Raw genomic sequence first — 26,170 nt, 5'->3', positions numbered from 1 at the left:
CCGACGCCCCCGGGTCGCTGCCCGTCTACCCGGCGTTCCGCACGGCCGCCTGACCGCGCGGCCGGTTTCGACGCTGCTGGCCGCCGCGGGGTTCGCTGTGCCGCGGCCGGTGGGCCTGGAGTGCGCGGACGGGCGGGAGGCGAGGGTTGCGCACGGGGAGGTGGGCTGGTGGTGAAGGGCGCGCTGTGGCCGGCGAGCCGCGTGTCGCGACCTCGCGCCGGTGATCGTGCAGGGTCTCGTCGACGGGTGCCGGCACCCGTCGGCCCGTGCAGGCTCGCTACACCGGCGGGACCGGGGCTTCCCGCCCGGTTCCCTCCACGACGAGGTAGCGAGGCCTCGCGGGTGGGCTCAGGCGGCGTAGGGGATCGGTGCGGCGGGTGCCGTGGCGGTGGCGAAGGGCAGGCCGGCCTCGATGAGCCACAGCTGCGCACGGGTGCAGGTGGGGCAGATCCACGTCACGGTGCGGTCGCGCTCGTGCTGGCTGCTCCAGTCCAGACCCGCGGCGTCAGCCTGGGTGCGGGCGAGGGAGCAGAGGGGGCATGTGTGTGTCTCCATGCCTCCGAAGACTGGCGGTCGCAGTTTTCCGGCCTGTGAACGGCGCGCGAAGCCTGCGGTCCGTTGACGTCCGACCACTGGGCGTCACAGGAGTTCTCCCAGGCGTTCGCACCGGCGTCATCACAGCGAACGGAGGAACCGGTCGATCCGGACGAGAGCCTCCTCCAGCAGCGGCAGCGCGGTGGCGTAGGAGCACCGCACGTGGCCCTCACCGGAGGGCCCGAAGACGCTGCCGGGCACCACGGCGACGTGCTCGGCGGCGAGCAGCTTCTCGGCGAACGCCTCGGAGTCCAGGCCCGACGAGCGGATCGAGGGGAACGCGTAGAACGCGCCGCCGGGCTCAGGGCAGTCCAGGCCGATCTCGCGCAGGCCCTTCACGAACACGCGTCGCCGCCGGTCGTAGTCGTCGACCATCGCGTCGACGTCGTCGTCGGAGCCGGACAGCGCCTCCACCGCGGCGAGCTGGGACACGTGCGGCGCGCACAGCATCGTGTACTGGTGCACCCGCACACACAGCTCCGCAACGGCGGCGGGCGCGCAGATCCACCCCACCCGCCAGCCCGTCATCGCGTGGGCCTTGGAGAAGCCACCGAGCAGCACCGTACGCTCGCGGGCCCCGGGCAGGGTGCCGAGGCAGGTGTGGCTGCCCGTGTAGGTGAGGCGGTCGTAGATCTCGTCGGAGATCAGGTAGAGGTCGTGCTCCTCGGCCAGGCGCACCAGGCGTTCCAGCGCGGGACGCGGCTGCACGGCGCCCGTCGGGTTGGCGGGCGAGCCGATGAGGATGGCCTTCGTGCGCGGCGTGATGGCGGCGGCCACCACGTCGGCGTCGATCGCGAAGCCGTCCTCCCAGCGCGTCGGCACCCGCACCGGCGTACCGCCCGCGAACGCCACACACGGCTCGTAGGCCACGTAGCAGGGCTCCGGGACGATCACCTCGTCGCCGGGGTTGAGCAGCACCCGCAGCACCAGGTCGAGGCCCTCGGAGACGCCGGTGGTGATGAGGCACTCGTCGGACCAGTCGTACGTTGCGCCGTACCGCGACGCCAGGTCGTCGCAGATCAGCTCGCGGAGCTTCGGCAGGCCCGCGTTCGAGGTGTAGGTGGTGTAGCCGCGCTCGAGGGCGTAGATGCCGGCCTCGCGGACGCGCCACGGGGTGACGAAGTCGGGCTCGCCGACGCCGAGCGAGATGACGTCATCCATCTCGGCGGCGATGTCGAAGAACCGCCGGATGCCCGACGGCGGGCAGGCCGCGATGACGCTGTTGAGGGGCCTCACGGGGTCACCGGCAGCCGGTGGTCGGGCTCGGCCTTCGCGAAGTCGTCGCCGTCGCGCTTGTAGGTCTTGAGGACGAAGTGCGTGGCGGTGGAGCGCACGCGGTCGATCGTGGAGAGCTTCTGCGAGACGAAGTCCGACACGGCACGGATCGTGGCGCCGTCGACGGTGCAGCGCAGGTCATGGCTGCCCGAGACGAGGTAGACGCTGCGCACCTCGGGGAAGCGGGCGATCCGGGCGGCCACGTCGTCGAAGCCGACGCCGCGGGCCGGGGCGAGTGACACGTCGATGAAGGCCGTGACGAGCTCGCGCGTGGGGTCGTCGTCGACGGTGTCCCAGTCGACCACGGCCTTGTAGCGGCGGATCGCGCCGGAGGCCTCCCATCCGGCGATCGCCTCGCGGACCTGCTCGACCGGGATGTCGAGCATCGTCGCGATGGTGTCGGGGGAGAGCTGGGCGTCGCGCTCCAGGAGTTCGAGAATCTGCCGCACGGAACCGGACACTACGTCCCCGCGTGGAACGGACGCGGAGCGCGCCTCGATACGGCTGCGCCGAGCCGCCGCACCGCCTCGCGGAGATCCTCCGACGGCAGGGACGCGAAGCAGCACCGGGCCGCGTCGGGGAGCCGCGCGTCGACGGCGAAGGCGCTGCCCGGCACGAAGCCGACGCCGCCCGCGAGCGCACGCGGCAGCAGCTCCGTGGTGTCGGTGCCGCCGGGGAACTCCAGCCAGCAGAACATGCCTCCGGTGGGCACGGTGCACATGACCTGCGGCAACAGCTCCGCGACGGCGGTGGTGAACGCCCGCGCCCGGCCCGCCGTGACCGCCCGGACGTGGCTCAGGTGCGCGTCGAGCCAGGTGGTGTCGGCGAGCAGGTCGGCCGCGATCGCCTGGGTGAGCGCGGACGTGCACAGGTCGGTGCACTGCTTGAGCCGCTCGACCGCTGCGCACACCTGCGCCGGGCCGGTCAGCCAGCCCACCCGCAGCGCGGGCGCGAGGATCTTCGAAGCGCTGCCCAGCCGCACGACGCGCTCCCCGTGCGCGGCCACGGGCACGGGCGGCGGCCCGTCGAAGGCGAGGAGGCCGTACGGGTCGTCCTCGACGACGAGGAAGCCGTAGCGGTCGGCCAGCCCGGCCAGCCGGCGGCGCCGCCCGTCGGCCATCGTGACGCCGCGCGGGTTGTGGAAGCTGCTGACGGTGTGCACCAGCCGGGGGCGCAGCCCCGCGGCCAGCCGTTCGGCGAGCACGTCGACGCGCATGCCGTGGTCGTCGAGGGGGACGGTGAGCAGCGCGGCGCCGGCGGCCTGGAAGACCTGCAGCGCGCCGACGTAGACCGGGTCCTCCACGACCACGACGTCGCCCTGGTCGAGCAGCACGCGGGCGAGCAGGTCGAGGGCCTGCTGCGACCCGGTGGTGACGACGACGCCCGCGGGCCCGATCGTGCGCCCGCAGCGGCCGGTCTCGTGCGCGGCCACCACGTCGCGGAGGCGGCCGAGGCCGGCCGTCTCGCCGTACTGGACCGACGCCGGGTCGGTCAGCGCCGCCGCGGCCGCCTCGGCGATCCGCTCGCGCGGCAGGAGGTCGGCGGCGGGCAGGCCACCGGCGAGGCTCAGGACGTCGGGCCGGGCGGTGAGGGTGAGCAGGTCGCGGATGGCGGAGCCGCGGACGTCGTCCAGGCGGCGGGACAGGGTGATCACGGAGAACCTCGCGGTCGACGGACGGGGTGGTCACGTCCTGGATCGACAGGGCGGGCGGTGCGCGGACCGAGGTGGGGGCCGGTCCCGATGATGCACGGTTGTCCCGCAGAGCGGAACTCGATTCCCGTCATGTGGAATCAGCGGGCGGTGAGCGCGTCGAGGTCCAAAGCGACGGGAGTCCAACACGACGGGATGACCGGCGACGTCGAGCGCGGCGGTGCCGGTGTGCTCGGCGGAGAGCTCGCGGTGGCCGTCACCAGCACGTACGCGACCACGTGCCCCCGACGGTTCCGGGCGGTTCCGACAAGTCCGCGCACCGATGGCAGGGTGGAGCGGTGACCAGCGGGGCCGACGGGCTGTTCGAGATCGACGAGCCGGAACCGCCGGCTGCCCCGGAGCGCGGACCCGCCACGGCGCCGCTCGCCGCGCGCATGCGCCCCCGCACCCTCGACGAGGTGGTCGGCCAGGCCCACCTGCTGCGGCCCGGCGCCCCGCTGCGCCGGCTCGTGGAGGGTGGTGCCGCGGCGTCGGTGCTGCTCTACGGGCCGCCCGGCACGGGCAAGACCACCATCGCGCGGCTGCTCGCGGGCGTCGGGTCCCGGCACTTCGTCGCGCTCTCGGCGCTGTCATCGGGGGTCAAGGAGCTGCGGGAGGTGATCAGCGACGCGCGCCGCCGCCGCGACCACCACGACCAGCAGACGGTGCTGTTCATCGACGAGGTGCACCGCTTCTCCAAGACCCAGCAGGACGCCCTGCTCGGCGCCGTCGAGGACCGGCTCGTGCTGCTCGTCGCCGCCACCACCGAGAACCCGTCGTTCTCGGTGGTCTCGCCGCTGCTGTCGCGCTCACTCGTGCTGCAGCTGCAGTCGCTCGCCGAGGACGACATCCGGGAGCTGCTGCGCCGAGCCGTCACCGACCAGCGCGGCCTGAACGGCACGGTCACCCTCGCCGCCGACGCCGAGGACGCCCTCGTCCGGCTGGCGGCAGGTGATGCGCGGCGTGCGCTGACGGCCCTCGAGGCGGCTGCCGACGGCGTGGTGGGCACCGGCGAGACGGTGATCGACGTGCCCGGCGTCGAGCGCGCCGTCACCGAGGCCACGGTGCGCTACGACCGCCAGGGCGACCAGCACTACGACGTCATCAGCGCGTTCATCAAGTCCATCCGCGGCTCCGACCCCGACGCCGCGCTGCACTACCTCGCCCGCATGATCGTGGCGGGCGAGGACCCGCGGTTCATCGCGCGGCGGCTGATGGTGCACGCGAGCGAGGACATCGGCCTGGCCGACCCGACCGCTCTGCAGGCCGCGACGGCCGCCGCCCAGGTCGTGCAGCTCGTCGGGCTGCCGGAGTGCCGCATCGCGCTGGCCCAGGCGACGCTGCACCTGGCGACGGCGCCCAAGTCCAACGCCGTGATCGTCGGCATCGACGAGGCCATGTCCGACGTCCGCGCCGGCGCGGTCGGGGCCGTTCCGCCGCACCTGCGCGACGGCCACTACGCCGGAGCGGAGAAGCTGGGCAACGCCGTCGGCTACCGCTATCCGCACAGCGACCCCGGGGGCGTCGTCACGCAGCAGTACCCGCCGGACGCGCTGGTGGGCAAGGACTACTACCGCCCGACGCCCCACGGCGGCGAGCGCACGCTCCGGGAGCGTCTGGAGAAGCTCCGCCGCGCGGTCCGCGGTCGCTGAGGCCGCCGGTCCGGGCCACCTACCGGGACGTGGCCACCAGCCCGCTCACGTCGACCCGGAACTGCATCGCGCGGTAGGGCCAGTTCATCGCGCTGTTCCACTGGCTGACCACCAGGTGCAGGTCGGCGAGGGTGCTACCGGGGACGATGTAGCCGCCGTAGAGCTGGGCCACCCGGCCGCCTGCGTGGTCCTCGTCCTCCCAGTTGCAGCCGCGCAGCACCGTGGTGCGGGGTGCCCGGTAGAGGTCGGCGGTGGGGGAGTCCAGCGCCATGACGTCCATCGCGTAGTGCTCCTGGTCGAAGAACGCCAGCATCCAGCGGCCCTCGACACGCCGGAGCGACAGCTCCCCGAACCGCCCGGTCAGGGCCACGGTGGGCGGGCGCCCCCAGCCCCAGCCGTCGGCCTCGGTGAACCCCCAGCCCTCCCAGGCGCCGACGTCGGTGATCCGGTCCTGCGGCACGCGCTGCAGGATCAGGCCCTTGTCGCGCTGGAAGCCGGTGGACAGTGCATAAACGAAGCCGTCGTCGCCGCGCTCCCAGGTGATCATCTGGAAGTAGCCGTCGTGGTGGTCGGCGGCCCAGCGCACGCCGGTGGGGCGCCAGGTGGCGCCGTTGTCGGTGGAGCGGTGCAGCTCCGTCCAGCGCACGTTGCCCAGCTCCCGGCACACCATGACGTGCAGGTACATCACGTCGCCGATCGTGATGAGGTCCGTCGGCAGCACGGTGGTGACCCGCCGGAACCGGCACCCCCACCGCCGGACGCCCTTGTGGACGTAGCGCACCACCTGCCGGGCATGCTCGCCGCGCCCGGCGGAGCCGGTCCACTCCATCCCGCTGCCGACCGACGCCGGGTCGGCGAACAGCACCACCGGCGCCCGCCACCCGCGGCCACCCACCCCGGCGCGGGAGAACGTGTCGCCGAACACCGACACCAGCCGCCCGTCGGGGGCCGTGACGGTGGCACCGAGGTCGGTGCCGCCGACGTCGAACCGGTCGGTGTGGCCCGGGCCGGTGAGGTCCTTGACCTTCGTCGCGATCACCGGCACATGGTGGCGCACCCCGATCCGCGCGCGATTTCGCGTCGTCGCACCCTCCGTGGACCGTGCGAGGACGCGAAACGGCGCGCGGATCGGTGGGAGCGCGCGGGCGGTCAGGCCGGGTCGCGCTGTATGGGGCAGCTCATGCACCGGGGGCCGCCGCGGCCCCGGCCCAGCTCGCCACCGGGGATGTCGAGCACCTCGACGCCGTGGCTGCGCAGGAACGTGTTGGTGGTGACGTTCCGCTCGTAGGCCACGACGACGCCGTTGGAGACGGCGAGGGTGTTGCAGCCGTCGTCCCACTGCTCGCGCTCGGCGGCGTGCACGTCCTGCTCCGCGGTGAGCACCCGGATCTCCGGCAGGTGCAGGGCCGCGGCGATCGCGGCGTGCATGTCCTCGGGCCTGTGGTCGGTGACGTCGAGCTCCTTCTCGTTGTCACCCGGCCGCACGGTGTACGCGGGGAGCATCCCGAGCCCGGCGTACTTCGTGAACGTCTCGGGGTCGACCATCGTCATCACGGTGTCGAGGTGCATCAGCGCGCGGGTCTCGGGCATGCGCAGCGCGACGATCCGGTCCACCTCGCCGCCCGCGAACAGCCGCCGCGCCAGCCGCTCGACGCCGGCCGCGGTGGTGCGCTCGCTCATGCCGATCAGCACGGCGCCGCCGCCGATGACGAGCATGTCGCCGCCCTCGGTGGTGGCGGGCCCGTTCACCGAGCCCTCGGACCACACCGCGTAGTCGGCGCCGGCGAACAGCGGGTGCCAGCGGTAGACCGCCTCGTAGTGCACCGTCTCGCGCATCCGGGCGAGCTTGCGCATGCTGTTGATCGACACGCCGCCGTAGATCCACGCCGAGGTGTCGCGCGTGTAGAGGTGGTTGGGCAGCGGCTCGAGCACGAAGTCGTCCGGGTCGAGCACGTGGAAGGTGATCGAGCGGGGCTCGGGGATGCGGTCCATCACCTCGCGCTTGGTGATCCCGCCGATCAGGTGCTCGGTGAGCGTGTCGTCGTCCATTGCATCGAAGCAGTTGCGCAGCGCGTCGATGGCCATCGGGCCGTACACGCGCTCGTCGAAGATGCGGTCCAGCACGTACTTCTTGGCCTCGGGGAGCGCGACGGTGGTGCGCAGCAGCTCCCCGAAGAGGTGGACGGTGACGCCGCGCTCGCGCAGCACCGCCGCGAACCGATCGTGCTCCTCCTGGGCACGGTGCACCCACAGCACGTCGTCGAACAGCAGGCGGTCCTTGTTGCCCGGGGTGAGCCGCTTCAGCTCCAGACCGGGGCGGTGCAGGATGACCTGGCGGAGCCGTCCGACCTCGGAGTCCACTCGGTACATGCTCTGATACTGCCGTGAAGGTTGCCGCCGTGAAGGTGTCCCGGGCGTGAATCTCGACCATCTGGACGAGCAGATCGTCGCCCTGCTCGTCGACGACGCCCGGCGCAGCTACGCCGACCTGGGTGCGGAGGTCGGGCTGAGCGCGTCGGCCGTGAAGCGCCGGGTGGACCGGTTGCGCGCCGGTGGCGCCATCACCGGCTTCACGGTGCGCCTCGACCCGGGGGCGCTCGGTTGGTCGGTGGAGGGCTACGTCGAGCTGTACTGCCGCGCCCGCACCGCCCCGGAGGCGATCCGCACCGCGGTGAAGCGGTTCCCGGAGGTGCTGGAGGCCAGCACGGTCTCGGGGGAGGCCGACGCGGTGCTGCGCATCCTCGCCGTCGACATGCGGCACTTCGAGCACGTGCTGGAGAAGATCGGCGCGGCGCCGTTCGTGACCCGGACCAAGTCGGTGCTGGTGCTCAGCCCGCTGTTGCGCCGCCCCGCCGCCCCGCACCGCCCGACACCGTCCTGACCTCCGGCGCCGCCGACCGTGATCACCGCGCACTGAGCCCGGTCCGGTCGGAGCCACTGCACTTTCGCGGCTGCCTCACCCGGTCTCGCCGGCCGGGTCCAGGCCGCGAGTCGACACGATCCGGCGCCTGAGCCACGGCGGAACGGGGCCGCCGAGCCCCGCGCAACGATCGAGCGTCACCGCGCCATGATGCGCAACGGATCACCGCTGGCCAGCAACGTCGTGTGATTGTCCGCCGCCCGGCGGCTTCCTACCGTTGAGTCACCCCGGCATCGAGGCCGCGGCCCACCCCGCCCTCATCCGTGGAGCGAGCCCGTGACCAGCGTCCTGTCCCACCCGAACACGATCACCGAGCGCACCGCGGGCCGGCGGCACTACGTGATGTGCCGCCCGGAGCAGTTCGCCGTGACCTACGCGATCAACCCCTGGATGGACCCGGCCGTCCCCGTCGACCGCGACCTCGCGATCCGGCAGTGGGAGGCGCTGCGGGCGGTCTACCTTCGCCTCGGCCACCGTGTCGACCTGCTCGACCCCGTCCCCGGCCTGCCGGACATGGTCTACACGGCCAACGGCGCGACCGTGGTCGGCGGCGTGGTGCTCGGTGCCCGGTTCCGCCACGCTGAACGCGCGGCCGAGGCCGCGGCACACCTCGCCTGGTTCCGGGTGAACGGGTTCGCGCACGTCGTCGAGCCGGAGTTCGTCAACGAGGGGGAGGGCGACCTGCTCGCCGTCGGGGAGCTGGTGCTCGCCGGCACCGGGTTCCGCACCGAGCCGCGCGCCCACGCCGAGGCCGGCCGTGTGCTCGGCCGCGAGATCGTGCCGCTCGAGCTCGTCGACCCGCGCTACTACCACCTCGACACGGCCGTCGCCGTCCTGGACGCCACGACCATCGCCTGGCTCCCGGAGGCGTTCTCCGCCGCATCGCAGGCGGTGCTGCGGGAGCGGTTCCCCGACGCCGTCACGGCCTCCCCACAGGATGCCGCTTTCCTCGGCCTCAACGCCGTGAGCGACGGCCGGCACGTCGTCCTGCCCGCGGCGGCGCGCGACCTGGCCGCGGCCGTCGCCGAGCGCGGCTTCACCCCCGTCCCCGTCGAGGTGTCCGAGCTGCTCAAGGGCGGCGGCGGACCCAAGTGCTGCACCCTGGAGGTACGGGCATGACTCTGACCGAGAGCGCCACGTCATTCCACGAGCACCTAGTGCACGAGCACTCGGCGCACAACTACCACCCCCTGCCGGTGGTGGTGGCGAACGCGCGCGGCGCGTGGGTCACCGACGTCGAGGGGCGCAGGTACCTCGACTGCCTCGCGGGCTACTCGGCCCTGAACTTCGGTCACGGCCACCCCGACCTGCTCGCCGCCGCCCACCGGCAGCTCGACCGCGTGACCCTGACCAGCCGTGCGTTCGGGAGCGACCAGCTCGGCCCGTTCTGCGCGGAGCTGTCGGCCCTGCTCGGCAAGCAGATGGTGCTGCCGATGAACACCGGCGCCGAAGCCGTCGAGTCCGGGATCAAGGTGGCCCGCAAGTGGGGCTACGAGGTCAAGGGCGTGCCCGAGGACCGCGCGCAGATCGTCGTGATGGCGGGCGGGTTCCACGGCCGTACCACCACGATCGTCGGCTTCTCCACCGACCCCGACGCGCGGGGCGGGTTCGGCCCGTTCACGCCCGGCTTCGTCGTCGTGCCGTACGGGGCCGACGATCCTGATCGCGACGCGCTGCGCGCCGCGATCACCCCGGACACGGTCGCCGTGCTCGTCGAGCCGATCCAGGGCGAAGCCGGCGTCGTCGTCCCGCCCGCCGGGTACCTGCCCGCGGTCCGCGCGATCTGCGACGAGGCCCGCGTGCTGTTCGTCGCCGACGAGGTGCAGGCCGGCCTGGGGCGCACCGGCCGGCTGCTGGCCACCCGCGCCGCAGGCGTGGACGCCGACGTCTATCTGCTCGGCAAGGCGCTTGGCGGCGGGATCATGCCGCTGTCGGCGGTGGTCGCCGACGCCGACGTGCTCGGCGTCCTGCAGCCCGGCCAGCACGGCTCCACGTTCGGCGGCAACCCGCTCGCGTGCGCCGTGGGTCGCGCGGTGCTGACCCTGCTCGCCGACGAGGGGCCCGACGGCATGCTGGCCCGCGCCCGGCGGCTCGGCGACGTGCTGCACACGCGGCTGGCCGGTCTCGTCGGGCACGGCGTGCTGGCGGTGCGCGGCATGGGCCTGTGGGCGGGCGTCGACATCGAGCCGCGGCTGGGCACAGGCCGCGCGGTGAGCGAGGCGATGATGCGCCGCGGCGTCCTCGTGAAGGACACCCACGGCTCCTCGGTGCGCCTGTCCCCGCCGCTGGTGATCACCGAGGCCGAGCTCCACGCCGCGGTGGACGCCCTGGAGGGCGCTCTGGCCGACCTGGCCTGAGCCGATCCCGACCGACCGGTCGTCGCATCACGACGACCGCTCGTCCGCCGATGGTGACCACAGGGTGCGATGAGTCCGCCGGAACGGCCGTTCGTCGCCGTCCGCAGTCATCAACAACTCCGGGCGCAGTGACCCGAACATCACGGTGAGTAACAGTTCGGCGGCGGCCTCCGGCGACTCGTCCGGCCGGTTGACGCTCCGCAGCAGAAGCAGGTTGACGATCATCGTGCTGATCTCGCCCGCCGGTGGGTAGGGCCGCAGCTCGCCCGTCCGTTGGCCGTGCTCGACGAGGAGGCGCAGCGCCTCGGGGATCGGGGCGAGGGTGCGGGGGTCGACGTCGTCGGTGGGGTCGGCCGGGCCCTCGACGCGGATCGTGTACTCCTGCACCGCCGACCAGAACGACGCCGTCAGCGTCCGGTAGCGGTCGCAGATCCGGCACAGTGCTCTGACCTGGTCGTTCACCGCCTCGGCCATGGAGCGACCCGCCGTGATGTCGTGCTCCGCCTGCGTGATCAACGGCCGCACGAGCGGCCGGTAGACGTGCCCGAGCAGCGCGTGCTTGGTCGGGAAGTGGTTGTAGGCCGTGGCGGCGCTCACGCCCGCGGCCTGCGCGACGTCCTCCATCCGCGTGCGTCCCCACCCGCGCGACCCGAATGTGGAGTCGGCCGCGTCGAGGAGTGCGCGCCGGGTGCGGTCGCGTTTCGTGCGTGCTGCTCGGACCCGGGGATCGTCCGGTTCGGGCTCGTCGACGGAAGACATCCAGCGCAGAGTAACCAATCAGAGCCGAACTTCCCTTGACTCCAAGTTGGGTGTCACCCAAGATGCGTACTTGAACGTCGAACGACGTCGGACAGTCACAGGGCACGGTGACTGTCCGGTGGCACGGAGTCAGCGTCGTGGGATGGCCGGCAGTCGGGGGACCAGCGGGTATCAGGACGGGTCCACGTTCACTCCTCTGTGTGAGAACGGTACGGCAGCACCGTGTGCCGTCCCGGCCGGTTCACCGGTTCGGGCGACACGCATCCGCATGACACCGGCGGTCGTCGCCGGTGCAGGGGAGGGGAACCCGAGGGATGTCCGTGTACTCCGGTGAGATCGTCGCAGTCACCACGACGATCGGACGCGAACGATGAGCGTGCCTGCTTTCTCGGAGGCCGAACGGGAACCGCTTCCCGTCGAGCCCCAGGTGTCCGAGCCCGCGTCCGAGCCCCAGCCGTTGCTCGAGAGCCTCGTCGCCGCCGCCGTGGTGGGGGACCGCGGTGCCCGTGAGGAACTGCTCGCGGAGATCCAGCCTCTCGTGCTGCGCTACTGCCGCGGCCGGCTGGGCCGCCAGGAGACCGTCATCGGGTCGGCCGACGACGTCGCACAGGAGGTCTGTCTCGCCGTCGTGAGCGCGCTGCCCAACTACACCATCAAGGGCCTCTCGTTCCGCGCGTTCGTCTACGGCATCGCGGCGCACAAGGTCACCGACGCGTTCCGGGCCATCGGCCGTAACCGTTCGGAGCCCATGGCCGAGCTCCCCGACACCCAGATCGTGGTCGACGGGCCGGAGCAGCACCTGATCGCGGCCGAGCTTGTCGAGAAGCTCGGCGGGCTGCTGCACTCGCTGACGCCGCGGCAGCGCGACGTGCTGGTGCTGCGGATCGCCGTCGGGCTCTCGGCGGAGGAGACGGCCAAGGCGGTCGGGTCCACCCCCGGTGCGGTCCGCGTCACGCAGCACCGCGCGCTCAACCGGTTGCGCGGCGCGATCAGCGGGCCGGACGACGGGGACCTGGACGACCCCGACGACTACGTGCCCCTCACGGTCGTTCCCGGACTCTGACGCCTCCCCGCGTCGCGCAACCCGAAGGTGGCCCGGACCGGCCGGGGAGTAGCCTGATCGGCGATCATCTCCCGGTCGGGGGGTGTCCCCGGACGGTACCGAGGAGGGCTTCGTGTCGGCAGGCCAGATCGCTGCGTTGGTTGCTGCGGGAGCCTTCGTGGTCCTCGTGCTGCTGCTGGCCGTCCCGCTGCTCAAGCTCGGCAGGACGCTCGACGAGGCCACCATCGCCATCCGCAAGGCGCACGAGGGCAGCGCGCCGTTGCTGGACAACGCCCAGACCACGCTCCACCAGGTCAACACCCAGCTGGAGCGGGTCGACGGCATCACCTCGAACGCGCGCACCGTCACGAGCAACGTCTCGGTCCTGACGTCGCTGTTCACCGCCACCATGGGCGGGCCGCTCGTCCGTGCCGCGGCGTTCTCCTACGGCCTCAACAAGGCCGTCAAGGCGCGTCGCGCGGGCAAGGACGCCGGCCAGCACTCCCTGCGGTCCCGCCCGGGCCGTCTCCGCAGGGGGAGGAAGAAGTGAAGCGCCTGTTCTGGCTGGGTGTCGGGGTGGCCGCGGGCGTGTACGCGTCGCGTCGCGCCACCGCCGCCGCGCAGAGCCTCACGCCCGCGGGCATCGGGGCCAACATCGCCGACGGTCTGCGCGAGCTCGGTGCCGGACTCGGCGCGTTCGGGGCCGAGGTGCGGGCCGGCATGAGCGAGCGCGAGCAGGAGCTGACGCAGCTCGTCGAGCGGCGCACGGGGGAGCACGTCCCCACCTACTCCGAGGCACTGGCCGAGAACCGCCCGGCGCCCGGGGCGCGAGCTCCCGGGGCAGGGGCCTAGCCCGCCGCTGCCCGGCCCGCCGTCCCTGCCGCCCCCGCCTCCCACGTCGCTTCCAGCACCGAAGGCCACGCCCGTGCAGACCCACGAGATCATCCGTCGTTTCACCGACCACTTCACGAACGCCGGGCACACGCGCGTCCCGAGTGCGTCGCTGATCCTCGACGACCCCACACTGCTGTTCGTGAACGCCGGCATGGTGCAGTTCAAGCCGTACTTCCTCGGTGACGCCCCCGCGCCGTGGCCGCGCGCCACGTCGATCCAGAAGTGTGTGCGCACGGGTGACATCGAGGAGGTCGGCCGCACCACGCGGCACAACACCTTCTTCCAGATGGCCGGCAACTTCTCCTTCGGCGACTACTTCAAGGCCGGGGCCATCGAGCAGGCCTGGACCCTGATCACCGGCAGCCAGGACGAGGGCGGCTACGGGATCGACCCCGAGCGGATCTGGGCCACCGTCTACCGCAACGACGACGAGGCCTTCGACCTGTGGCGGAGGTTCCTGCCGGAGTCACGCATCCAGCGCCGCGGCGGCAAGGACAACTACTGGGACATGGGCGTGCCCGGTCCCGGCGGCCCCTGCTCGGAGATCTACTACGACCGTGGCCCCGAGTACGGCCGTGACGGCGGGCCGGAGGCCGACGAGGACCGGTACCTGGAGATCTGGAACCTCGTCTTCATGCAGGACATCCGCGGGGACCTGAGCCCCAAGGACGACCACCCGCCCGTCGGCGTGCTGCCGAGGAGGAACATCGACACCGGCATGGGCGTCGAGCGGGTGGCCACGCTGCTGCAGGGCGTCGACAACGTCTACGAGACCGACCTCGTGCGCCCGGTCATCGCGCGCGCCGAGGAGCTCTCCGGCCGCCGCTACGGCGCGAACCCCGAGGACGACGTCCGGTTCCGGGTCATCGCCGACCACGCCCGCTCCGGTGTGATGATCATCGGTGACGGCGTCACGCCGTCCAACGAGGGCCGTGGCTACGTGCTGCGCCGGCTGCTGCGCCGCATCGTGCGCTCGGCGCGGCTGCTGGGCGTGCAGGAGCCGGTGCTGAACTCCTTCGCCGAGGTCGTCCGCGACGCGATGGCCCCGTCCTACCCGGAGCTCGCCACCGACTTCGAGCGCATCTCCGCCGTCGTCCGCAACGAGGAGGAGGCCTTCCTCCAGACGCTCACGGCCGGCTCGCGCATCTTCGACACCGCCGTCTCCGCCACGAAGTCCTCGGGTGGCACGCAGCTGGCCGGGGACCAGGCGTTCAAGCTGCACGACACCTACGGGTTCCCGATCGAGCTCACCCTCGAGATGGCGTCCGAGGCCGGGCTGAGCGTCGACGAGCAGGGCTTCCGCACGCTCATGGCGGAGCAGCGGCAGCGCGCCAAGGACGACGCGAGGGCCCACAAGACCGGCCACAGCGACGGTACGGCCTACCGCGCCGTGCTCGACGCCGCGGGCGGCACGGAGTTCCTCGGCTACACCGACGTGGAGGGCGAGTCCCGCATCGTCGGCCTCATCGTGGACGGCGTCGGCGTGCCCGCGGCCGGGAAGGGCACGGCCGTCGAGGTCGTGCTCGACCGCACCCCGTTCTACGCCGAGGGCGGCGGCCAGCAGGCCGACACCGGCTGGATCCGCGGCGACGGGTTCGCCATCGAGGTCACCGACGTGCAGTCGCCGGTCGCCGGGCTCTCGGTGCACCGCGGCACCGTCACCGCGGGCGAGGCCACGGTCGACACGCCCGTCCAGGCGCAGGTCGACGTCTCCCGCCGCCAGGCCATCTCGCGCGCCCACTCGGCCACGCACCTCGTGCACGCCGGCATGCGCCGCGCGCTCGGTGACGCAGCGGCGCAGGCCGGCTCGCTCAACGCGCCCGGCCGGCTCCGGTTCGACTTCACCTCGCCCGCCGGTGCGGTGCCGGCATCGGTGCTCGCCGACGTCGAGGACGAGGTGAACGACATTCTGCTCAACGACCACGAGGTGCGCGCGTTCGTCACCACGCAGGACGAGGCCCGCCGCCTCGGCGCCATGGCCCTGTTCGGTGAGAAGTACGGCGACCAGGTGCGCGTCGTCGAGATCGGCGACTACTCGCGCGAGCTCTGCGGTGGCACGCACGTGCGCCGCTCCGGGCAGCTCGGGCTGGTCAAGCTGCTGGGTGAGGCCTCGATCGGCTCGGGGGTGCGGCGCGTGGAGGCGCTCGTCGGGCTCGACGCGTTCCGGTTCCTGGCCAAGGAGCACGTGCTCGTCAACCAGCTGTCCGAGCAGTTCAAGGCCAGGCCGGAGGAGCTGCCCGAGCGCATCGGCGGTGTCGTCGAGCGGCTGCGGGTCGCGGAGCGCGAGCTGGAGAAGGTGCGCGCCGACGCGGTCCTGTCCTCGGCGGGGGCGCTGGCCGGCGCCGCGGAGGACGTACGCGGCACCGCGCTCGTCGCCGTCGCGGCGCCGGACGGCATCGGCGGCAACGACCTGCGCGCGCTGGCCTCCGACGTCCGCGGGCGCCTCGGTGCCCGTCCGGGTGTCGTGGCGCTGTTCTCCTCCGACGGCGACAAGCTGTCGTTCGTCGTGGCCACCACCGCCGCGGCGCGCGACGCCGGGCTGGCCGCGGGCAAGCTCGTGCCCGCGTTCGCGCCCGCTGTCGGCGGCCGTGGGGGCGGCAAGCCCGACCTGGCGCAGGGTGGCGGCTCCGACCCGTCGGGCGTGCCGGCAGCGATCGACGCGCTGCGCCGGGAACTGGCATCGCGCTGAGCGGGTCTGCGAGCGAGCAGGTGACGCAGGCGGATCCCGGCCGCGGCCGCCGGCTCGGCATCGACGTCGGATCGGTGCGGGTGGGCGTGGCGCTGAGCGATCCCGACGGGATCATCGCCACCCCGCTCGTCACCGTGCCGCGCGACGTCGAGCACGGCAGCGACGTCCGCACGATCGCGCATCTCGTGGCCGAGCACGACGTCGTGCAGGTCGTCCTCGGCCTGCCTCGGACCCTGGCCAACCGGGAGGGTCCGGCGGCGGAGGCGGCGCGGGTGTTCGGCGAGGCGCTCACGGGCGCGCTCGCGGTGCCCGTCGTCTACTCGGACGAACGGCTCACGACCGTGGTCGCCACGCAGCAGCTCCGGTCACGGGGGGTGAAGGGCCGTAGGCAGCGCGCGGTGGTCGACCAGGCCGCTGCTGTGGCGATCCTGCAGGGCTGGCTCGACTCCCGCCGCTGATCGGTCACCCTCCGCAGGGGTCCCGGACCGGAGCCCGACACACCATCGTTACCCTGCGACATTGTGCAGTCGGACCGATGGGACCAGTCCACGTCCGTGGGCGCCACCACCGACCGGCTCGAGATCGTCGGCGACCGGAGCGGCGCGCGGCGGGCGAGGCGCCGTGGGCGCCGCAGGCGCACCGGTGTCCTCATCCTCGCGGTGGTGCTCCTCCTGGGCGCCGTGGTGGGCGGCGGCTACTACGTGTACCGCTCGGTGTTCGCCGCGCCCGACTTCGAGGGCAGCGGCGAAGGCGCCGTCGTGGTCCAGGTCCAGGACGGCGACACCACCACCCGGATCGCGAACGAGCTCGCGCAGCAGGGGGTGGTGGCGAGCGCCGCCGCGTTCACCGAGGCCGCGTCGGACGACCCGCGCGTCCGCTCGCTGCAGCCCGGCTACTACCAGATGAAGCTGCGGATGTCGGGCGCCTCCGCCGTCACGCTCATGCTCGATCCCGCCGCGCGCGTCGGGCAGCTGGAGATCCGCGGTGGTGTCCAGCTCGACGACACCCGTGCGCCCGACGGCACCGTGACGCCCGGCGTGCTGAGCCTCATCTCGCAGGCCACGTGCACGACCGCCGACGGCGCGAAGAAATGCGTGTCGGTCGACCGCCTGCGCTCCACGATGGCCACCACCGACCCGGCCACGCTGGGCGTCCCGGAGTGGGCGCTGGACGCCGTCGGCAAGGCCGACCCGAAGCGCCGGCTCGAGGGGCTGCTCGTCCCGGGCCGCTACGACGTCGACCCGCGCACGTCCGCGCTCGCGGTGCTGCAGTCGCTGCTGGCCACGTCGTCGGCGCGGCTCGAGGCGGCCGGTCTGGTGTCGGGCGCCCAGAGCATCGGGACCTCGCCCTACCAGGTGCTCGTGATCTCCTCGCTGGTGGAGAAGGAGGGCATCACCCCGGACATGCCCAAGGTGGCACGGGTGATCTACAACCGGCTCGGCGCCGGCCAGCGCCTCGAGCTGGACTCCACCGTCAACTACCCGCTCGACCTGCAGGCGCTGCGCACGTCGTCGGCGAACCGGGCCACTCCCGGCGCCTACAACAGCTACCTCACCCCGGGCCTGCCCCCGACGCCGATCGCCGCACCGGGCAGCCAGGCCATCGCGGCGGCTCTCTCGCCGGCGGCCGGGCCGTGGTTCTACTTCGTGCGCTGCCAGAAGGACGGCACGTCCTGCTTCGCCACCACGCTGGCCGAGCACCAGGCCAACGTCGCCGAGGCCGAGAAGAACGGCGCGATCTAGAGCTGCCTAGTCCTCGTGGGGTCGTCCGAAGAACCCGGGCGGCGGCACGGGAGACGGTGTCGCGGCACGGTCACCCGGCACGACCGTGTCGCCGGCGAACCGGCGGGCCTCGGCGTCGTCGAGGACGGTGGCGCGGAACGGGTCGGACGCCGTCCTGCGGGTGAGGCCGTCCATGGGCAACGCCCCGGCGGTCCCGACGAGCACGAGGTTGCCGAAGCGCCGCCCGCCGAAGATCTCGGGTGCGGCGATCACGGCGATCTCCGGGAACACCGCGGCCGCGGCGGCGACCTGCGTGCGGGCGAACGGCAGCGTGCCGCCGTCCGCGACGTTGGCGGCGTAGATCCCCTCGGGCGCGAGCGCGCGGGACGCGGCGGCCACGAACTCGGCCGACGTCAGGTGCGACGGCGTGCGGGCGCCCGCGAAGACGTCGAGGACGAGCAGGTCGACCGACCCGGCCGGCACCCGGCTCAGCGCAGCGCGGGCGTCGGCCACGCTGACGTCGATGCCGAGGCCGTCGGCGGGCAACCGGGAGGCGACGAGATCGGCGAGGCCGCCGTCGATCTCCACCACGCGCTGGAGCGACCCCGGGCGCGTCGCCGCGACGTAGCGGGCCAGCGTCCACGCGCCGCCGCCGAGGTGCAGCACGCGCAGCGGCGTGCCGGGCGCCGCCATGAGGTCGACGACGTGCCCGAGCCGCCGGATGTACTCGAACTCCAGGTGGGTCGGGTCGTCGAGGTCGACGTGGGACTGCGCGGTGCCGTCCACCAGCAGCGTCCAGCCCTGGGGCCGGTCGGGGTCGCCCACCAGCTCGGCGTGCCCGTGGTCGACGTCGGCGCGGAAGACGACACGCGCCCGGCGGTCGGGGCGCTCGGGGTGGGACACGGGAGCCCATCCTGCCCGGTGTAACCGCAGCGACATGCGTCGGCACTAGGTTGATCGCTCCCGGCGGAGGAGGTTCTACGGTGCTGTTGTCCCCCCATGAGCAGGAGCGCTTGCTGCTGCACGTCGCCGCGGGCCTGGCGCAGCAGCGCCGGGACCGTGGGCTGAAGCTCAACTACCCCGAGAGTGTCGCGATGATCAGCGCGTGGATGCTCGAGGGCGCGCGCGACGGGCGCTCGGTCGCCGAGCTGATGACGGACGGGCAGCACGTCCTCACGCGCGACGACGTGATGGAGGGGGTGCCGGAGATGGTCGACGAGATCCAGATCGAGGCCACGTTCCCCGACGGCACGAAGCTCGTCACCGTGCACAGGCCCATCCAGTGATCCCCGGCGAGTACGGGCTGGCCGCAGCGTCGGTCCCGATCGACCGGGAGCGCACCGTGCTCACCGTCGTGAACTCGGGGGACCGGCCGATCCAGGTCGGGTCGCACTACCACTTCGCGTCGGCGAACCCGGCCCTGGTGTTCGACCGGGCGCTGGCCGAGGGCAAGCGCCTCGCGGTGCCCGCCGGCACCGCCGTCCGATTCGAGCCGGGGGTGGAGCGCACCGTGTCGCTGGTGGAGCTGGGGGGGACGAAGACCGTGCCGGGACTCCGGCTGTGACCCCCGCCGACGTGCTTGCTCCCGCGGAGGCGGCATCGTGGACCGCCGACGTGCTTGCTCCCGCGCAGGCGGCATCGTGACCGGCCCCTGGAGCATCGACCGAGCCCGCTACGCCGACCTGTACGGGCCGACCACGGGCGACCGCGTCCGGCTCGCCGACACCGACCTGTTCATCGAGGTCACCGAGGACCGCTGCGGTGGTCCCCGGGGCGGTGACGAGGTCGTGTTCGGCGGCGGCAAGGTGATCAGGGAGTCGATGGGGCAGTCCCGCGCCACGCGCGCCGAGGGCACCCCCGACCTCGTCATCACCGGCGCGCTGATCCTCGACCACTGGGGCGTGGTCAAGGCCGACGTCGGCGTCCGCGACGGGCGGATCGTCGGGCTGGGCAAGGCCGGCAACCCCGACATCATGGACGGGATCAGCCCCGAGCTGGTGATCGGCCCGTCCACGGAGATCATCGCGGGCAACGGGATGATCCTCACCGCGGGCGGCGTGGACTGCCACGTCCACCTCATCTCGCCGACGCAGATCCCGGAGGCGCTCGGCTGCGGTGTCACCACGTGGATCGCGGGCGGCACGGGCCCGGCCGACGGCACGAAGGCCACCACCGTGACCCCGGGCGCCTGGTACGTCGCCCGGATCCTCGAGTCGCTCGACGAGTACCCGTTGAACATCGCGCTGCTCGGCAAGGGCAACACCGTGAGCGTCGACGCCCTGCACGAGCAGGTGGAGACCGGCATCTCCGGCTTCAAGCTGCACGAGGACTGGGGCTCGACGCCCGCCGCGATCGACGCCTGTCTGCGGGTGGCCGACCAGACCGGGGTGCAGGTGGCGATCCACACCGACACCCTCAACGAGGCCGGCTACGTGCAGGACACCCTCGCCGCGATCAACGGCCGGGCCATCCACGCGTACCACACCGAGGGCGCGGGCGGCGGCCACGCGCCGGACATCATCACCGTGGCCGGGCAGCCGCACGTGCTCCCCAGCTCGACGAACCCGACGCGGCCGCACACCGTCAACACTGTCGACGAGCACCTCGACATGCTGATGGTCTGCCACCACCTCAAGCCGACGGTGCCCGAGGACCTCGCCTTCGCCGAGAGCCGCATCCGCCCGTCGACGATCGCGGCCGAGGACCTGCTGCACGACATCGGCGCCATCTCGATGATCGGCTCCGACTCCCAGGCGATGGGCCGGGTCGGAGAGGTGCCGCTGCGCACCTGGCAGACCGCTCACGTCGGCAAGAAGCGCTGGGGGTCGCTGCCCGGCGACGGCCCGGCCGACAACATGCGGGCGCGGCGCTACGTCGCGAAGTACACGATCGCTCCGGCCATCGCGCATGGCCTCGACGCCGAGGTGGGCTCGGTGGAGGTCGGCAAGCTCGCCGACCTCGTGCTCTACAAGCCCGCGTTCTTCGGCGTGCGGCCGTCGCTGGTGATCAAGGGTGGCGTCATCGCGTACGCGGCCATGGGCGACGCCAACGCGTCCATCCCGACCCCGCAGCCGGTGCTTCCACGGCCCATGTTCGGTTCCTCGCCGGTGACGGCGGCCGCCACGTCGGTGCACTTCGTCGCCCCGACGGCGATCACGGGCGGGCTGGCCGACCGGCTGGCGGTGAACCGGCGCCTCGTGCCCGTCAAGGACACGCGGCGACTCACGAAGGCCGACATGCCGAACAACGACGCGCTGCCGCGCATCGAGGTGGAGCCGGACACGTTCACCGTGCGGATCGACGGCGAGGTGGTGGAGCCCGCCCCCGCCGCCGAACTGCCGATGGCGCAGCGCTACTTCCTGTTCTGATGATCCGGCGGCGGCCGTGGTCACCGACCTGTGGTGATGTGTCGACGGCTGCGGCCGGGTGATCGCTGGGTACCCATCGGGTCGCCACCTCTACGAACGGCACGGCGGGCTCGCACGTTGCGCGGCGGCTGTCGCGTCGGCGACCTCGACCTCGGCGGGCGGATGGTCGCGCAGGTGCCGTGCGAGAGCCGCCGCGCCAGCGCGATTCAACACCTCACATCACGATGTGTGAATACCTGCTAGCAGCAGCCCGATGACTCCGGTGAGTACCAGGGCGTGATGGCCGCTCGCGATAGTGCGCGCGGTGGGCATCACCCCGACAGTGTGTACGTGGAGCAAAGTCGGACGGGAAGGACTCAATGATCAACTTACGTAACAGCGTGATGGTGGGCGTCGCTGCCGTCGGCATACTCACGGGCGGGGGCGCCACGGCGTCTGCGGCCCCCTCGATGCCCTCGGTCGTCCACTGCCCACCCGGCAGGGTGCTCGTCGGCAACGTCTGCCAGGCCCCGCCGTATGCCGGCTGGTGGTGGGACGGCGCGCACGCACGGTGGGCGCCCCCATCTCCACACGCCGGCTGGGTGTGGGACGGCGTGCACGGTCGGTGGAACCCGCCGCCGGCGCATCACTGACCTCCATCAGTTGACCGAGGAGAAAGACCCCCAGGCCTGCCTGGGGGTCTTTCTCCTATGATCGGCCTGTTTCGGTCGCCGACCTCGTCGTTGAAGCCATAGGTGGCCGGCGCATCTTCCAAAAGCGGACCGAGGCGACGTCGATCGTTCCGCGGAACGTGGAGTCCCATTCGATGCTCCTATGGTTTGTCGAGTAGACGGTTCATTCCGGCAGCCGGAGCATTTGCGGGCTCAGGTCGGAGCGGAACCGCCCCCGCACCGTCGTTCGGATCCTCGTCGACGGACCGACGCCGGAAGTGCTGGCGAAGGCGTTCCTCCGCGAGGCCCCGGCGTCGGCCGAAGGGCTCGTCACACGGGTAGCGCGGTCCCGTAGCGATTCCCGAGCCATCGAGGCGCGGCCTGCAGCTCGGTTTCAACGTGGTATCCGCGCGACGCTGGTCATCCGCCTGCTCATCGCGAGGCTCGCCCAGACGGACAGCGCCAGCATGATTGCCGAGAAGCCGAGGAGCACCACGGTGCTCGACAGGACGGCGAGCGCCACACCCAGCAACAGGACGGGAACGGCGAGTCCGGCATAGGCGATCAGGAACAGTGCTGCGAGCGCTTCCCCGCGGAACGGTGGCACGGCCAGCGATGCGGCCACTGCAACGGAGGACCGGAACTGCACGCCGACCCCAGCCCCGGCGATGATGCCCGAGGCGACGAAGAGCGGCAGGCTCACGACGAGCACGGCCGTGGCCATGGTGACGAGCCCGACGGCCATGAGCAGGGCGGCCAGCCGCAGCTGGTGCACCGTCGACATCCGCGCGGTGAGCAGCTGCGCGACCGCAGCGGACCCGAAGACGGCGAAGGTGACCGCTCCCGCGACGAAGCGCGAGGGTTCGTGCAGAGTGCCGGCGATGAATGTCGGCGCGAGCGAGGTGAAGAGCCCGAAGATCGCGAAGCCGGTGAACGCTCCGGCGCCTGCCGAGACGAACACCCCGCGGGAGGCCGAGGGCAGCGAGATCCGCTGGGGCCGGTAGGCGGGGCGCTCCTCCTGGCGTTCAACGGTCTCGGGGACCATTGCGACGCCCACGGCGGCGACGGCGAGCAGCACCGCGAAGACGGCATAGGGCACGGCGAGGGGCGCCTCGACCCACTGCGCGAGGATTCCCGCGACGAGCGATCCCAGCCCCAGGCCGCCGATGTTGGCGAAGCTCGCGACGATGGTCGAGACCCGCCCGTCCTCGTGCGGCGTGGTCACAGCGCGCAGTTCGCTCAGGTGGGCTGTCGCGGTCGCCGTCAGCGCGCCGACGCCGATACCGGAGATGAAACGCGCAACGAGCAGCCCCGGCACGTCGGTCCAGACGAGGAACAGGACGGCCGCCAGCAGCTCGGTCACGATGGCAGCCAGGATGACGGGACGTCTGCCGAGCCAGTCGCTGACGTGCCCGGCAAGGTACAGGCTGGCCATGACACCGACGGCGTATGCGGCGAAGATGAGGGTGATGACGACCGTCGCGAAGCTGTCGCGTGCCTGGTAAAGCGCGTATAGCGGCGTGGGGACCGTCGAGAACGCCATAACGGTGAGGAAGGCGGAGGCGATCACCCAGAAGCCCGCGCCGTGACTGACCCTGCGGATCGCGGGTGCGCCCGGGATCATGATTGTTGACGTCATAAAACCAGCCTGCGAGCGAAAGGCGATCGAGTCCAACGAACGTTTTTGATGGAAACGATCGACTAGAACGATTCTTTGAGGTCATCATTGTCGGGTGGACACCCGCCAGCTCGACTACTTCGTCACGGTCGCCGAAGAGCTCAACTTCACCCGCGCCGCGCACCGGCTGTTCGCGGTGCAGTCGACGGTGTCGGCCGGGATCCGCTCACTCGAACAGGAACTCGGCGCCACGCTGTTCGAGCGCTCGTCCAAGCGCATCGCGCTCACCCCGGCCGGCATCGCGCTGCTGCCCGAGGCGCATGCCGCGATCGAGGCGATCGATCGCGTGCGCAGTTCTGTCGCGCTCACCAAGGGGGGCATCAGAGGCCGCCTGCGCGTCGGGATCTTCACCAACCTCGACTTCGTGGATCTGCCCGCTGTCTTCGGTGTGTTCCACGAGCGTTACCCGCTGGTCGACCTCCAGCTGGTCGCATCTGCCTCCGGCTCGACCGGGCTCGCGGACGACGTGCGGCGGGGCCGTGTCGACGTCGCATTCATGGGGCTGCCGCCGCCGGACCTCGTCGGCTTCCACGTGCTTGCCCTCGCGCGTTCCGCTTTCGTCGCCGTGCTGCCGCTCACGCATCCGCTTGCCACACGCCGCAGCGTGAGCCTCGCCGAGCTCGCTTCGGAGCGCTGGGTCGACTCCCCGCACGGATTCGGCAACCGTATCGCGGTCGACCGTGCGATCGCGTCTGCCGGGCTCAGCAGGCTCGTCACGGCGGAGGTCGCGGATCTCGGCGACGTGCCGCGGTTCGTGGCGGCCGGGCTCGGCGTCGCCGTGCTTCCCGAGATCACCTACCGAGCCACGCCTGATGTCACGGTGTTGCCGCTCACCGACCACGGCGTCGACTGGATATTCAGCGCCATCAGCAGGCCGGCCCCGAGCCTCGCAGCCGCGGCACTTCTCGAGCTCTTCCAGGAGCGGATCAAGCGGGCCTGACGGCCGCCGGGCTGACCCGGTACAGGGCTTGCGCCGCGCCGTCGGTCCGTGCCCCGACGGCGGATGACGACCACGGTGGGTCACACCCCGGCGGCCCCCCGACGGGCGAACATCCCGTCGACGCGGCCCGGCCAGCACCGCGAGACCCAGCCGGCAGAGGCCGGGCCAGATCACGGCCTGAAAGGCAGCGCTCAGGGGGGGACGACCAGGACCGTGTCGACCGCTGGTCGCGGCGCCAGCAGGCCATGACGGCCACTCGCCGGCGCACACGATGTGCGTCTGTTGTGAGTCGGCTGCGCACCGGTACCGGACCCGGCGGCGCACGGTCATCCGTGGAGGGCGGTGGAGCCGCGGCGGGTTCGGGTGCAGCCTGACTTCCGAGACGGGGCGACAAGTGCGGGTCCTGATCCGGGAGGAGTGTGTTCATCGTGAAGGTCGGTGTGGTCGGAGTGGGCGCGGTCGGAGCGGCGACGGTGTTGTCGCTGATCGAACGCGGGGGGATGTGCCGGGAGATCGTGGTGGTGGACCGGATCACCGAGCGAGCGGCCGGCGTGGCCGCTGACATGCGCTATGCCGCGCCGCTGTCGTCGGTCGTGGACGTGCGGGCGGGTGGTTATCAGGATCTGGGCGGCGCCGCGCTGGTGGTCATCACTGCGGGAGCCAACGAGAAGGCGGGCGGCGCGACCGACCGCTCCGATGCGCAGGGCCGCCTGCGGCTGCTGGAGACCAACGCGAAGGTCTATGCCGACATCGTGCCGCGAGTCGTCTCGGTCGCGCCACAGGCTGTGCTGATGGTGGTGACCGACCCACCGGACCCGCTCGCGGACCTCACCCGCCACCTGGCCGGCCACGACCGGGTGTTCTCCACGGGCACGCTGATCGACAGCCTGCGCTTCCGGGTGCACCTGGCCGATCGGCTGCGAGTGCGCCCGTCGGACGTGCAGGCGATGGTGGTCGGTGAGCACGGCACGTCCGAAGTGCTGCTGTGGTCGTCCGCGATGGTGGGCGGCATCCCTGTACTCGAGTTGCTCGGTGACGACGGGCAGTCCCTTGATGCGGTGCGGGAGGACATCGAGGCGAGCATCCGGTACGCGAACATCACGATCATCGAGGGCACCGGGGCGAGCCAGTACGGCATCGGGGCCGTCTCCGCGCGTCTGGTCGAGGCGGTGCTGCGGGACGAACGTGCTGTCCTGCCGGTGGCCGCCTACAACCCTGAATTCGAGGTCACTCTGTCCCTGGTCAGTGTGCTCGGCGCCGACGGTGTTCTGCGGATGTACCAGCCGCAGATGAACCCGGAGGAACGCGCCGCCCTCGACCGCAGCGTGTCCACACTCCGCGAGGCCCGACGTCGCGCCCTCGACATCGGCGACCAGCAACGTACCGCCGGCCCCGGCTGAACGCCGTGCGGTCTACGCCCGCCTCTCGCCGTAGCCGATCCCGGGGTCGTCGGCGCGCACGTTCGTTCGAGAAGCACGCCGGCATCGGGCCGACCGGCTGGCATCGGCGCCGCCGTACCCGTCGTCGCGGACGCGGGCCTATTGCTGCCGGCGTTCCCGCGCTTCCGCACGTCAGGGGATCACTACAGCCCGACGAACCGCACGCGGTGGCGACGGCACAATTGCCGGGGGCGTCCGTAATGTCGTCCGGGTTCGCACCAGCCGAGCCGCAGTGCGCCTGCCGCCACGGGAGCGTGGCATCGAGCGCAGACCGGGGCCAACGGATGGTCGGCACCCCGCGCCGCGACGGCATTGACAGACGGCGCGCCGCACAGGGCGCATCGCCTTCTGCCAGCTTCGATCATTCCCACCACCCGGCGTCGTCTGGATGCTGCGCGGGAGCATCACGGCCCGGGCGACCGTCTGGCAACGATTGCCCTGATGTTCACTCCACCGTGGCAAGCGACGAGATCAACTCATGACCGAGGAACCGACCCCCGGC

Annotated in this window: 24 protein-coding genes; 15 read left to right on the top strand and 9 right to left on the bottom strand. The window is 72.2% G+C overall.

Translation table 11 applies throughout. The features are described from left to right. Nucleotides 1–348 precede the first annotated feature (348 nt). The 4 genes from JWR81_RS17855 to JWR81_RS17840 form a co-directional block, all read right to left on the bottom strand. Nucleotides 349–555: a hypothetical protein gene (locus JWR81_RS17855; RefSeq protein WP_297653609.1), complete on the bottom strand. Its 207-nt coding sequence runs from the start codon at nucleotides 553–555 to the stop codon at nucleotides 349–351. A 120-nt stretch (nucleotides 556–675) separates the two neighbouring features. Next, on the bottom strand, nucleotides 676–1,830 hold the full coding sequence (locus JWR81_RS17850; RefSeq protein ID WP_297653606.1) for an aminotransferase class I/II-fold pyridoxal phosphate-dependent enzyme: 1,155 nt from the start codon (nucleotides 1,828–1,830) through the stop codon (nucleotides 676–678). Further along, on the bottom strand, nucleotides 1,827–2,318 hold the full coding sequence (locus JWR81_RS17845; RefSeq protein WP_297653603.1) for an Lrp/AsnC family transcriptional regulator: 492 nt from the start codon (nucleotides 2,316–2,318) through the stop codon (nucleotides 1,827–1,829). Before JWR81_RS17845 ends, JWR81_RS17850 begins: the two co-directional genes overlap by 4 nt. Nucleotides 2,319–2,329: 11 nt before the next feature. Then, complete coding sequence (locus JWR81_RS17840; protein WP_297653600.1) at nucleotides 2,330–3,523, bottom strand: PLP-dependent aminotransferase family protein; 1,194 nt, start codon at nucleotides 3,521–3,523, stop codon at nucleotides 2,330–2,332. Between the two features lie 356 nt (nucleotides 3,524–3,879). On the opposite strand from JWR81_RS17840, the gene JWR81_RS17835 reads away from it, so the two are divergent. Beyond that, complete coding sequence (locus tag JWR81_RS17835; RefSeq protein WP_297653623.1) at nucleotides 3,880–5,211, top strand: replication-associated recombination protein A; 1,332 nt, start codon at nucleotides 3,880–3,882, stop codon at nucleotides 5,209–5,211. 19 nt (nucleotides 5,212–5,230) lie between these two features. Here JWR81_RS17835 and JWR81_RS17830 read toward each other — a convergent pair whose 3' ends face one another. Both JWR81_RS17830 and JWR81_RS17825 read right to left on the bottom strand, forming a co-directional pair. Then, nucleotides 5,231–6,250: a DUF4185 domain-containing protein gene (locus JWR81_RS17830; protein WP_297653597.1), complete on the bottom strand. Its 1,020-nt coding sequence runs from the start codon at nucleotides 6,248–6,250 to the stop codon at nucleotides 5,231–5,233. A 110-nt stretch (nucleotides 6,251–6,360) separates the two neighbouring features. Continuing rightward, nucleotides 6,361–7,581, bottom strand: coding sequence for an arginine deiminase (locus JWR81_RS17825; RefSeq protein ID WP_297653594.1), 1,221 nt, complete (start codon nucleotides 7,579–7,581; stop codon nucleotides 6,361–6,363). 46 nt (nucleotides 7,582–7,627) lie between these two features. Between JWR81_RS17825 and JWR81_RS17820 the strand changes: the two genes are divergently transcribed. The 3 genes from JWR81_RS17820 to rocD all read left to right on the top strand — a co-directional run bounded on the left by JWR81_RS17820 (nucleotide 7,628) and on the right by rocD (nucleotide 10,488). Further along, nucleotides 7,628–8,092: an Lrp/AsnC family transcriptional regulator gene (locus JWR81_RS17820; RefSeq protein ID WP_297653591.1), complete on the top strand. Its 465-nt coding sequence runs from the start codon at nucleotides 7,628–7,630 to the stop codon at nucleotides 8,090–8,092. Nucleotides 8,093–8,407: 315 nt separating this feature from the next. Further along, nucleotides 8,408–9,250, top strand: coding sequence for a dimethylargininase (gene ddaH, locus JWR81_RS17815; protein WP_367278805.1), 843 nt, complete (start codon nucleotides 8,408–8,410; stop codon nucleotides 9,248–9,250). Then, entirely contained in the window at nucleotides 9,247–10,488 is a 1,242-nt protein-coding gene (gene rocD / locus JWR81_RS17810; protein ID WP_297653588.1) for an ornithine--oxo-acid transaminase, read from the top strand. Before ddaH ends, rocD begins: the two co-directional genes overlap by 4 nt. A gap of 27 nt (nucleotides 10,489–10,515) precedes the next feature. On the opposite strand, the gene JWR81_RS17805 is transcribed toward rocD, so the two are convergent. Next, on the bottom strand, nucleotides 10,516–11,247 hold the full coding sequence (locus tag JWR81_RS17805; RefSeq protein ID WP_297653585.1) for a TetR/AcrR family transcriptional regulator: 732 nt from the start codon (nucleotides 11,245–11,247) through the stop codon (nucleotides 10,516–10,518). 370 nt (nucleotides 11,248–11,617) lie between these two features. Here JWR81_RS17805 and shbA point away from each other — a divergent pair, with 370 nt between their 5' ends. The 6 genes from shbA (at nucleotide 11,618) to mltG (ending at nucleotide 17,614) form a co-directional block, all read left to right on the top strand. Further along, a complete protein-coding gene (gene shbA, locus JWR81_RS17800) occupies nucleotides 11,618–12,310 on the top strand; it encodes an RNA polymerase sigma factor ShbA (RefSeq protein WP_297653582.1) in 693 nt (230 codons plus the stop codon). A 112-nt stretch (nucleotides 12,311–12,422) separates the two neighbouring features. Continuing rightward, nucleotides 12,423–12,839 carry a DUF948 domain-containing protein gene (locus JWR81_RS17795; protein WP_297653579.1) on the top strand — a complete coding sequence of 139 codons (417 nt, stop codon included), beginning with the start codon at nucleotides 12,423–12,425 and terminating at the stop codon, nucleotides 12,837–12,839. Then, nucleotides 12,836–13,141, top strand: a complete 306-nt coding sequence (locus tag JWR81_RS17790; protein ID WP_297653576.1) for a DUF6167 family protein — start codon at nucleotides 12,836–12,838, stop codon at nucleotides 13,139–13,141. Before JWR81_RS17795 ends, JWR81_RS17790 begins: the two co-directional genes overlap by 4 nt. A gap of 73 nt (nucleotides 13,142–13,214) precedes the next feature. Next, complete coding sequence (gene alaS, locus JWR81_RS17785; protein ID WP_297653572.1) at nucleotides 13,215–15,872, top strand: alanine--tRNA ligase; 2,658 nt, start codon at nucleotides 13,215–13,217, stop codon at nucleotides 15,870–15,872. A 20-nt stretch (nucleotides 15,873–15,892) separates the two neighbouring features. Continuing rightward, nucleotides 15,893–16,330, top strand: a complete 438-nt coding sequence (gene ruvX / locus JWR81_RS17780) for a Holliday junction resolvase RuvX (protein ID WP_297653569.1) — start codon at nucleotides 15,893–15,895, stop codon at nucleotides 16,328–16,330. A 63-nt stretch (nucleotides 16,331–16,393) separates the two neighbouring features. Then, nucleotides 16,394–17,614, top strand: coding sequence for an endolytic transglycosylase MltG (gene mltG / locus JWR81_RS17775; RefSeq protein ID WP_297653566.1), 1,221 nt, complete (start codon nucleotides 16,394–16,396; stop codon nucleotides 17,612–17,614). Nucleotides 17,615–17,620: 6 nt separating this feature from the next. Here mltG and JWR81_RS17770 read toward each other — a convergent pair whose 3' ends face one another. Beyond that, nucleotides 17,621–18,496 (bottom strand): spermidine synthase, encoded by an 876-nt coding sequence (locus tag JWR81_RS17770; RefSeq protein ID WP_297653564.1) that lies wholly within the window; start codon nucleotides 18,494–18,496, stop codon nucleotides 17,621–17,623. Nucleotides 18,497–18,576: 80 nt separating this feature from the next. Between JWR81_RS17770 and JWR81_RS17765 the strand changes: the two genes are divergently transcribed. The 3 genes from JWR81_RS17765 to JWR81_RS17755 all read left to right on the top strand — a co-directional run bounded on the left by JWR81_RS17765 (nucleotide 18,577) and on the right by JWR81_RS17755 (nucleotide 20,961). Then, complete coding sequence (locus JWR81_RS17765) at nucleotides 18,577–18,879, top strand: urease subunit gamma (RefSeq protein WP_297653562.1); 303 nt, start codon at nucleotides 18,577–18,579, stop codon at nucleotides 18,877–18,879. Further along, nucleotides 18,879–19,157, top strand: a complete 279-nt coding sequence (gene ureB / locus JWR81_RS17760) for an urease subunit beta (RefSeq protein ID WP_297653616.1) — start codon at nucleotides 18,879–18,881, stop codon at nucleotides 19,155–19,157. The genes JWR81_RS17765 and ureB overlap by 1 nt, the downstream gene beginning before the upstream one ends. 76 nt (nucleotides 19,158–19,233) lie before the next feature. Continuing rightward, on the top strand, nucleotides 19,234–20,961 hold the full coding sequence (locus JWR81_RS17755; protein WP_297653560.1) for an urease subunit alpha: 1,728 nt from the start codon (nucleotides 19,234–19,236) through the stop codon (nucleotides 20,959–20,961). A gap of 1,044 nt (nucleotides 20,962–22,005) precedes the next feature. On the opposite strand, the gene JWR81_RS17750 is transcribed toward JWR81_RS17755, so the two are convergent. Further along, the gene (locus JWR81_RS17750) at nucleotides 22,006–23,286 is read right to left on the bottom strand and encodes an MFS transporter (protein WP_367278804.1); all 1,281 of its coding nucleotides are present in this window, start codon (nucleotides 23,284–23,286) and stop codon (nucleotides 22,006–22,008) included. A 58-nt stretch (nucleotides 23,287–23,344) separates the two neighbouring features. Between JWR81_RS17750 and JWR81_RS17745 the strand changes: the two genes are divergently transcribed. Then, nucleotides 23,345–24,229 (top strand): LysR family transcriptional regulator, encoded by an 885-nt coding sequence (locus JWR81_RS17745; RefSeq protein ID WP_297653557.1) that lies wholly within the window; start codon nucleotides 23,345–23,347, stop codon nucleotides 24,227–24,229. 428 nt (nucleotides 24,230–24,657) lie between these two features. Next, nucleotides 24,658–25,629, top strand: a complete 972-nt coding sequence (locus tag JWR81_RS17740) for a hypothetical protein (RefSeq protein ID WP_297653555.1) — start codon at nucleotides 24,658–24,660, stop codon at nucleotides 25,627–25,629. The last annotated feature ends 541 nt before the right edge of the window (nucleotides 25,630–26,170 follow it).

Origin of the sequence: Pseudonocardia sp., assembly GCF_025965585.1 — a bacterium.
GTDB lineage: Bacteria > Actinomycetota > Actinomycetes > Mycobacteriales > Pseudonocardiaceae > Pseudonocardia.
This window is presented reverse-complemented; position numbering and strand designations above follow the sequence as displayed.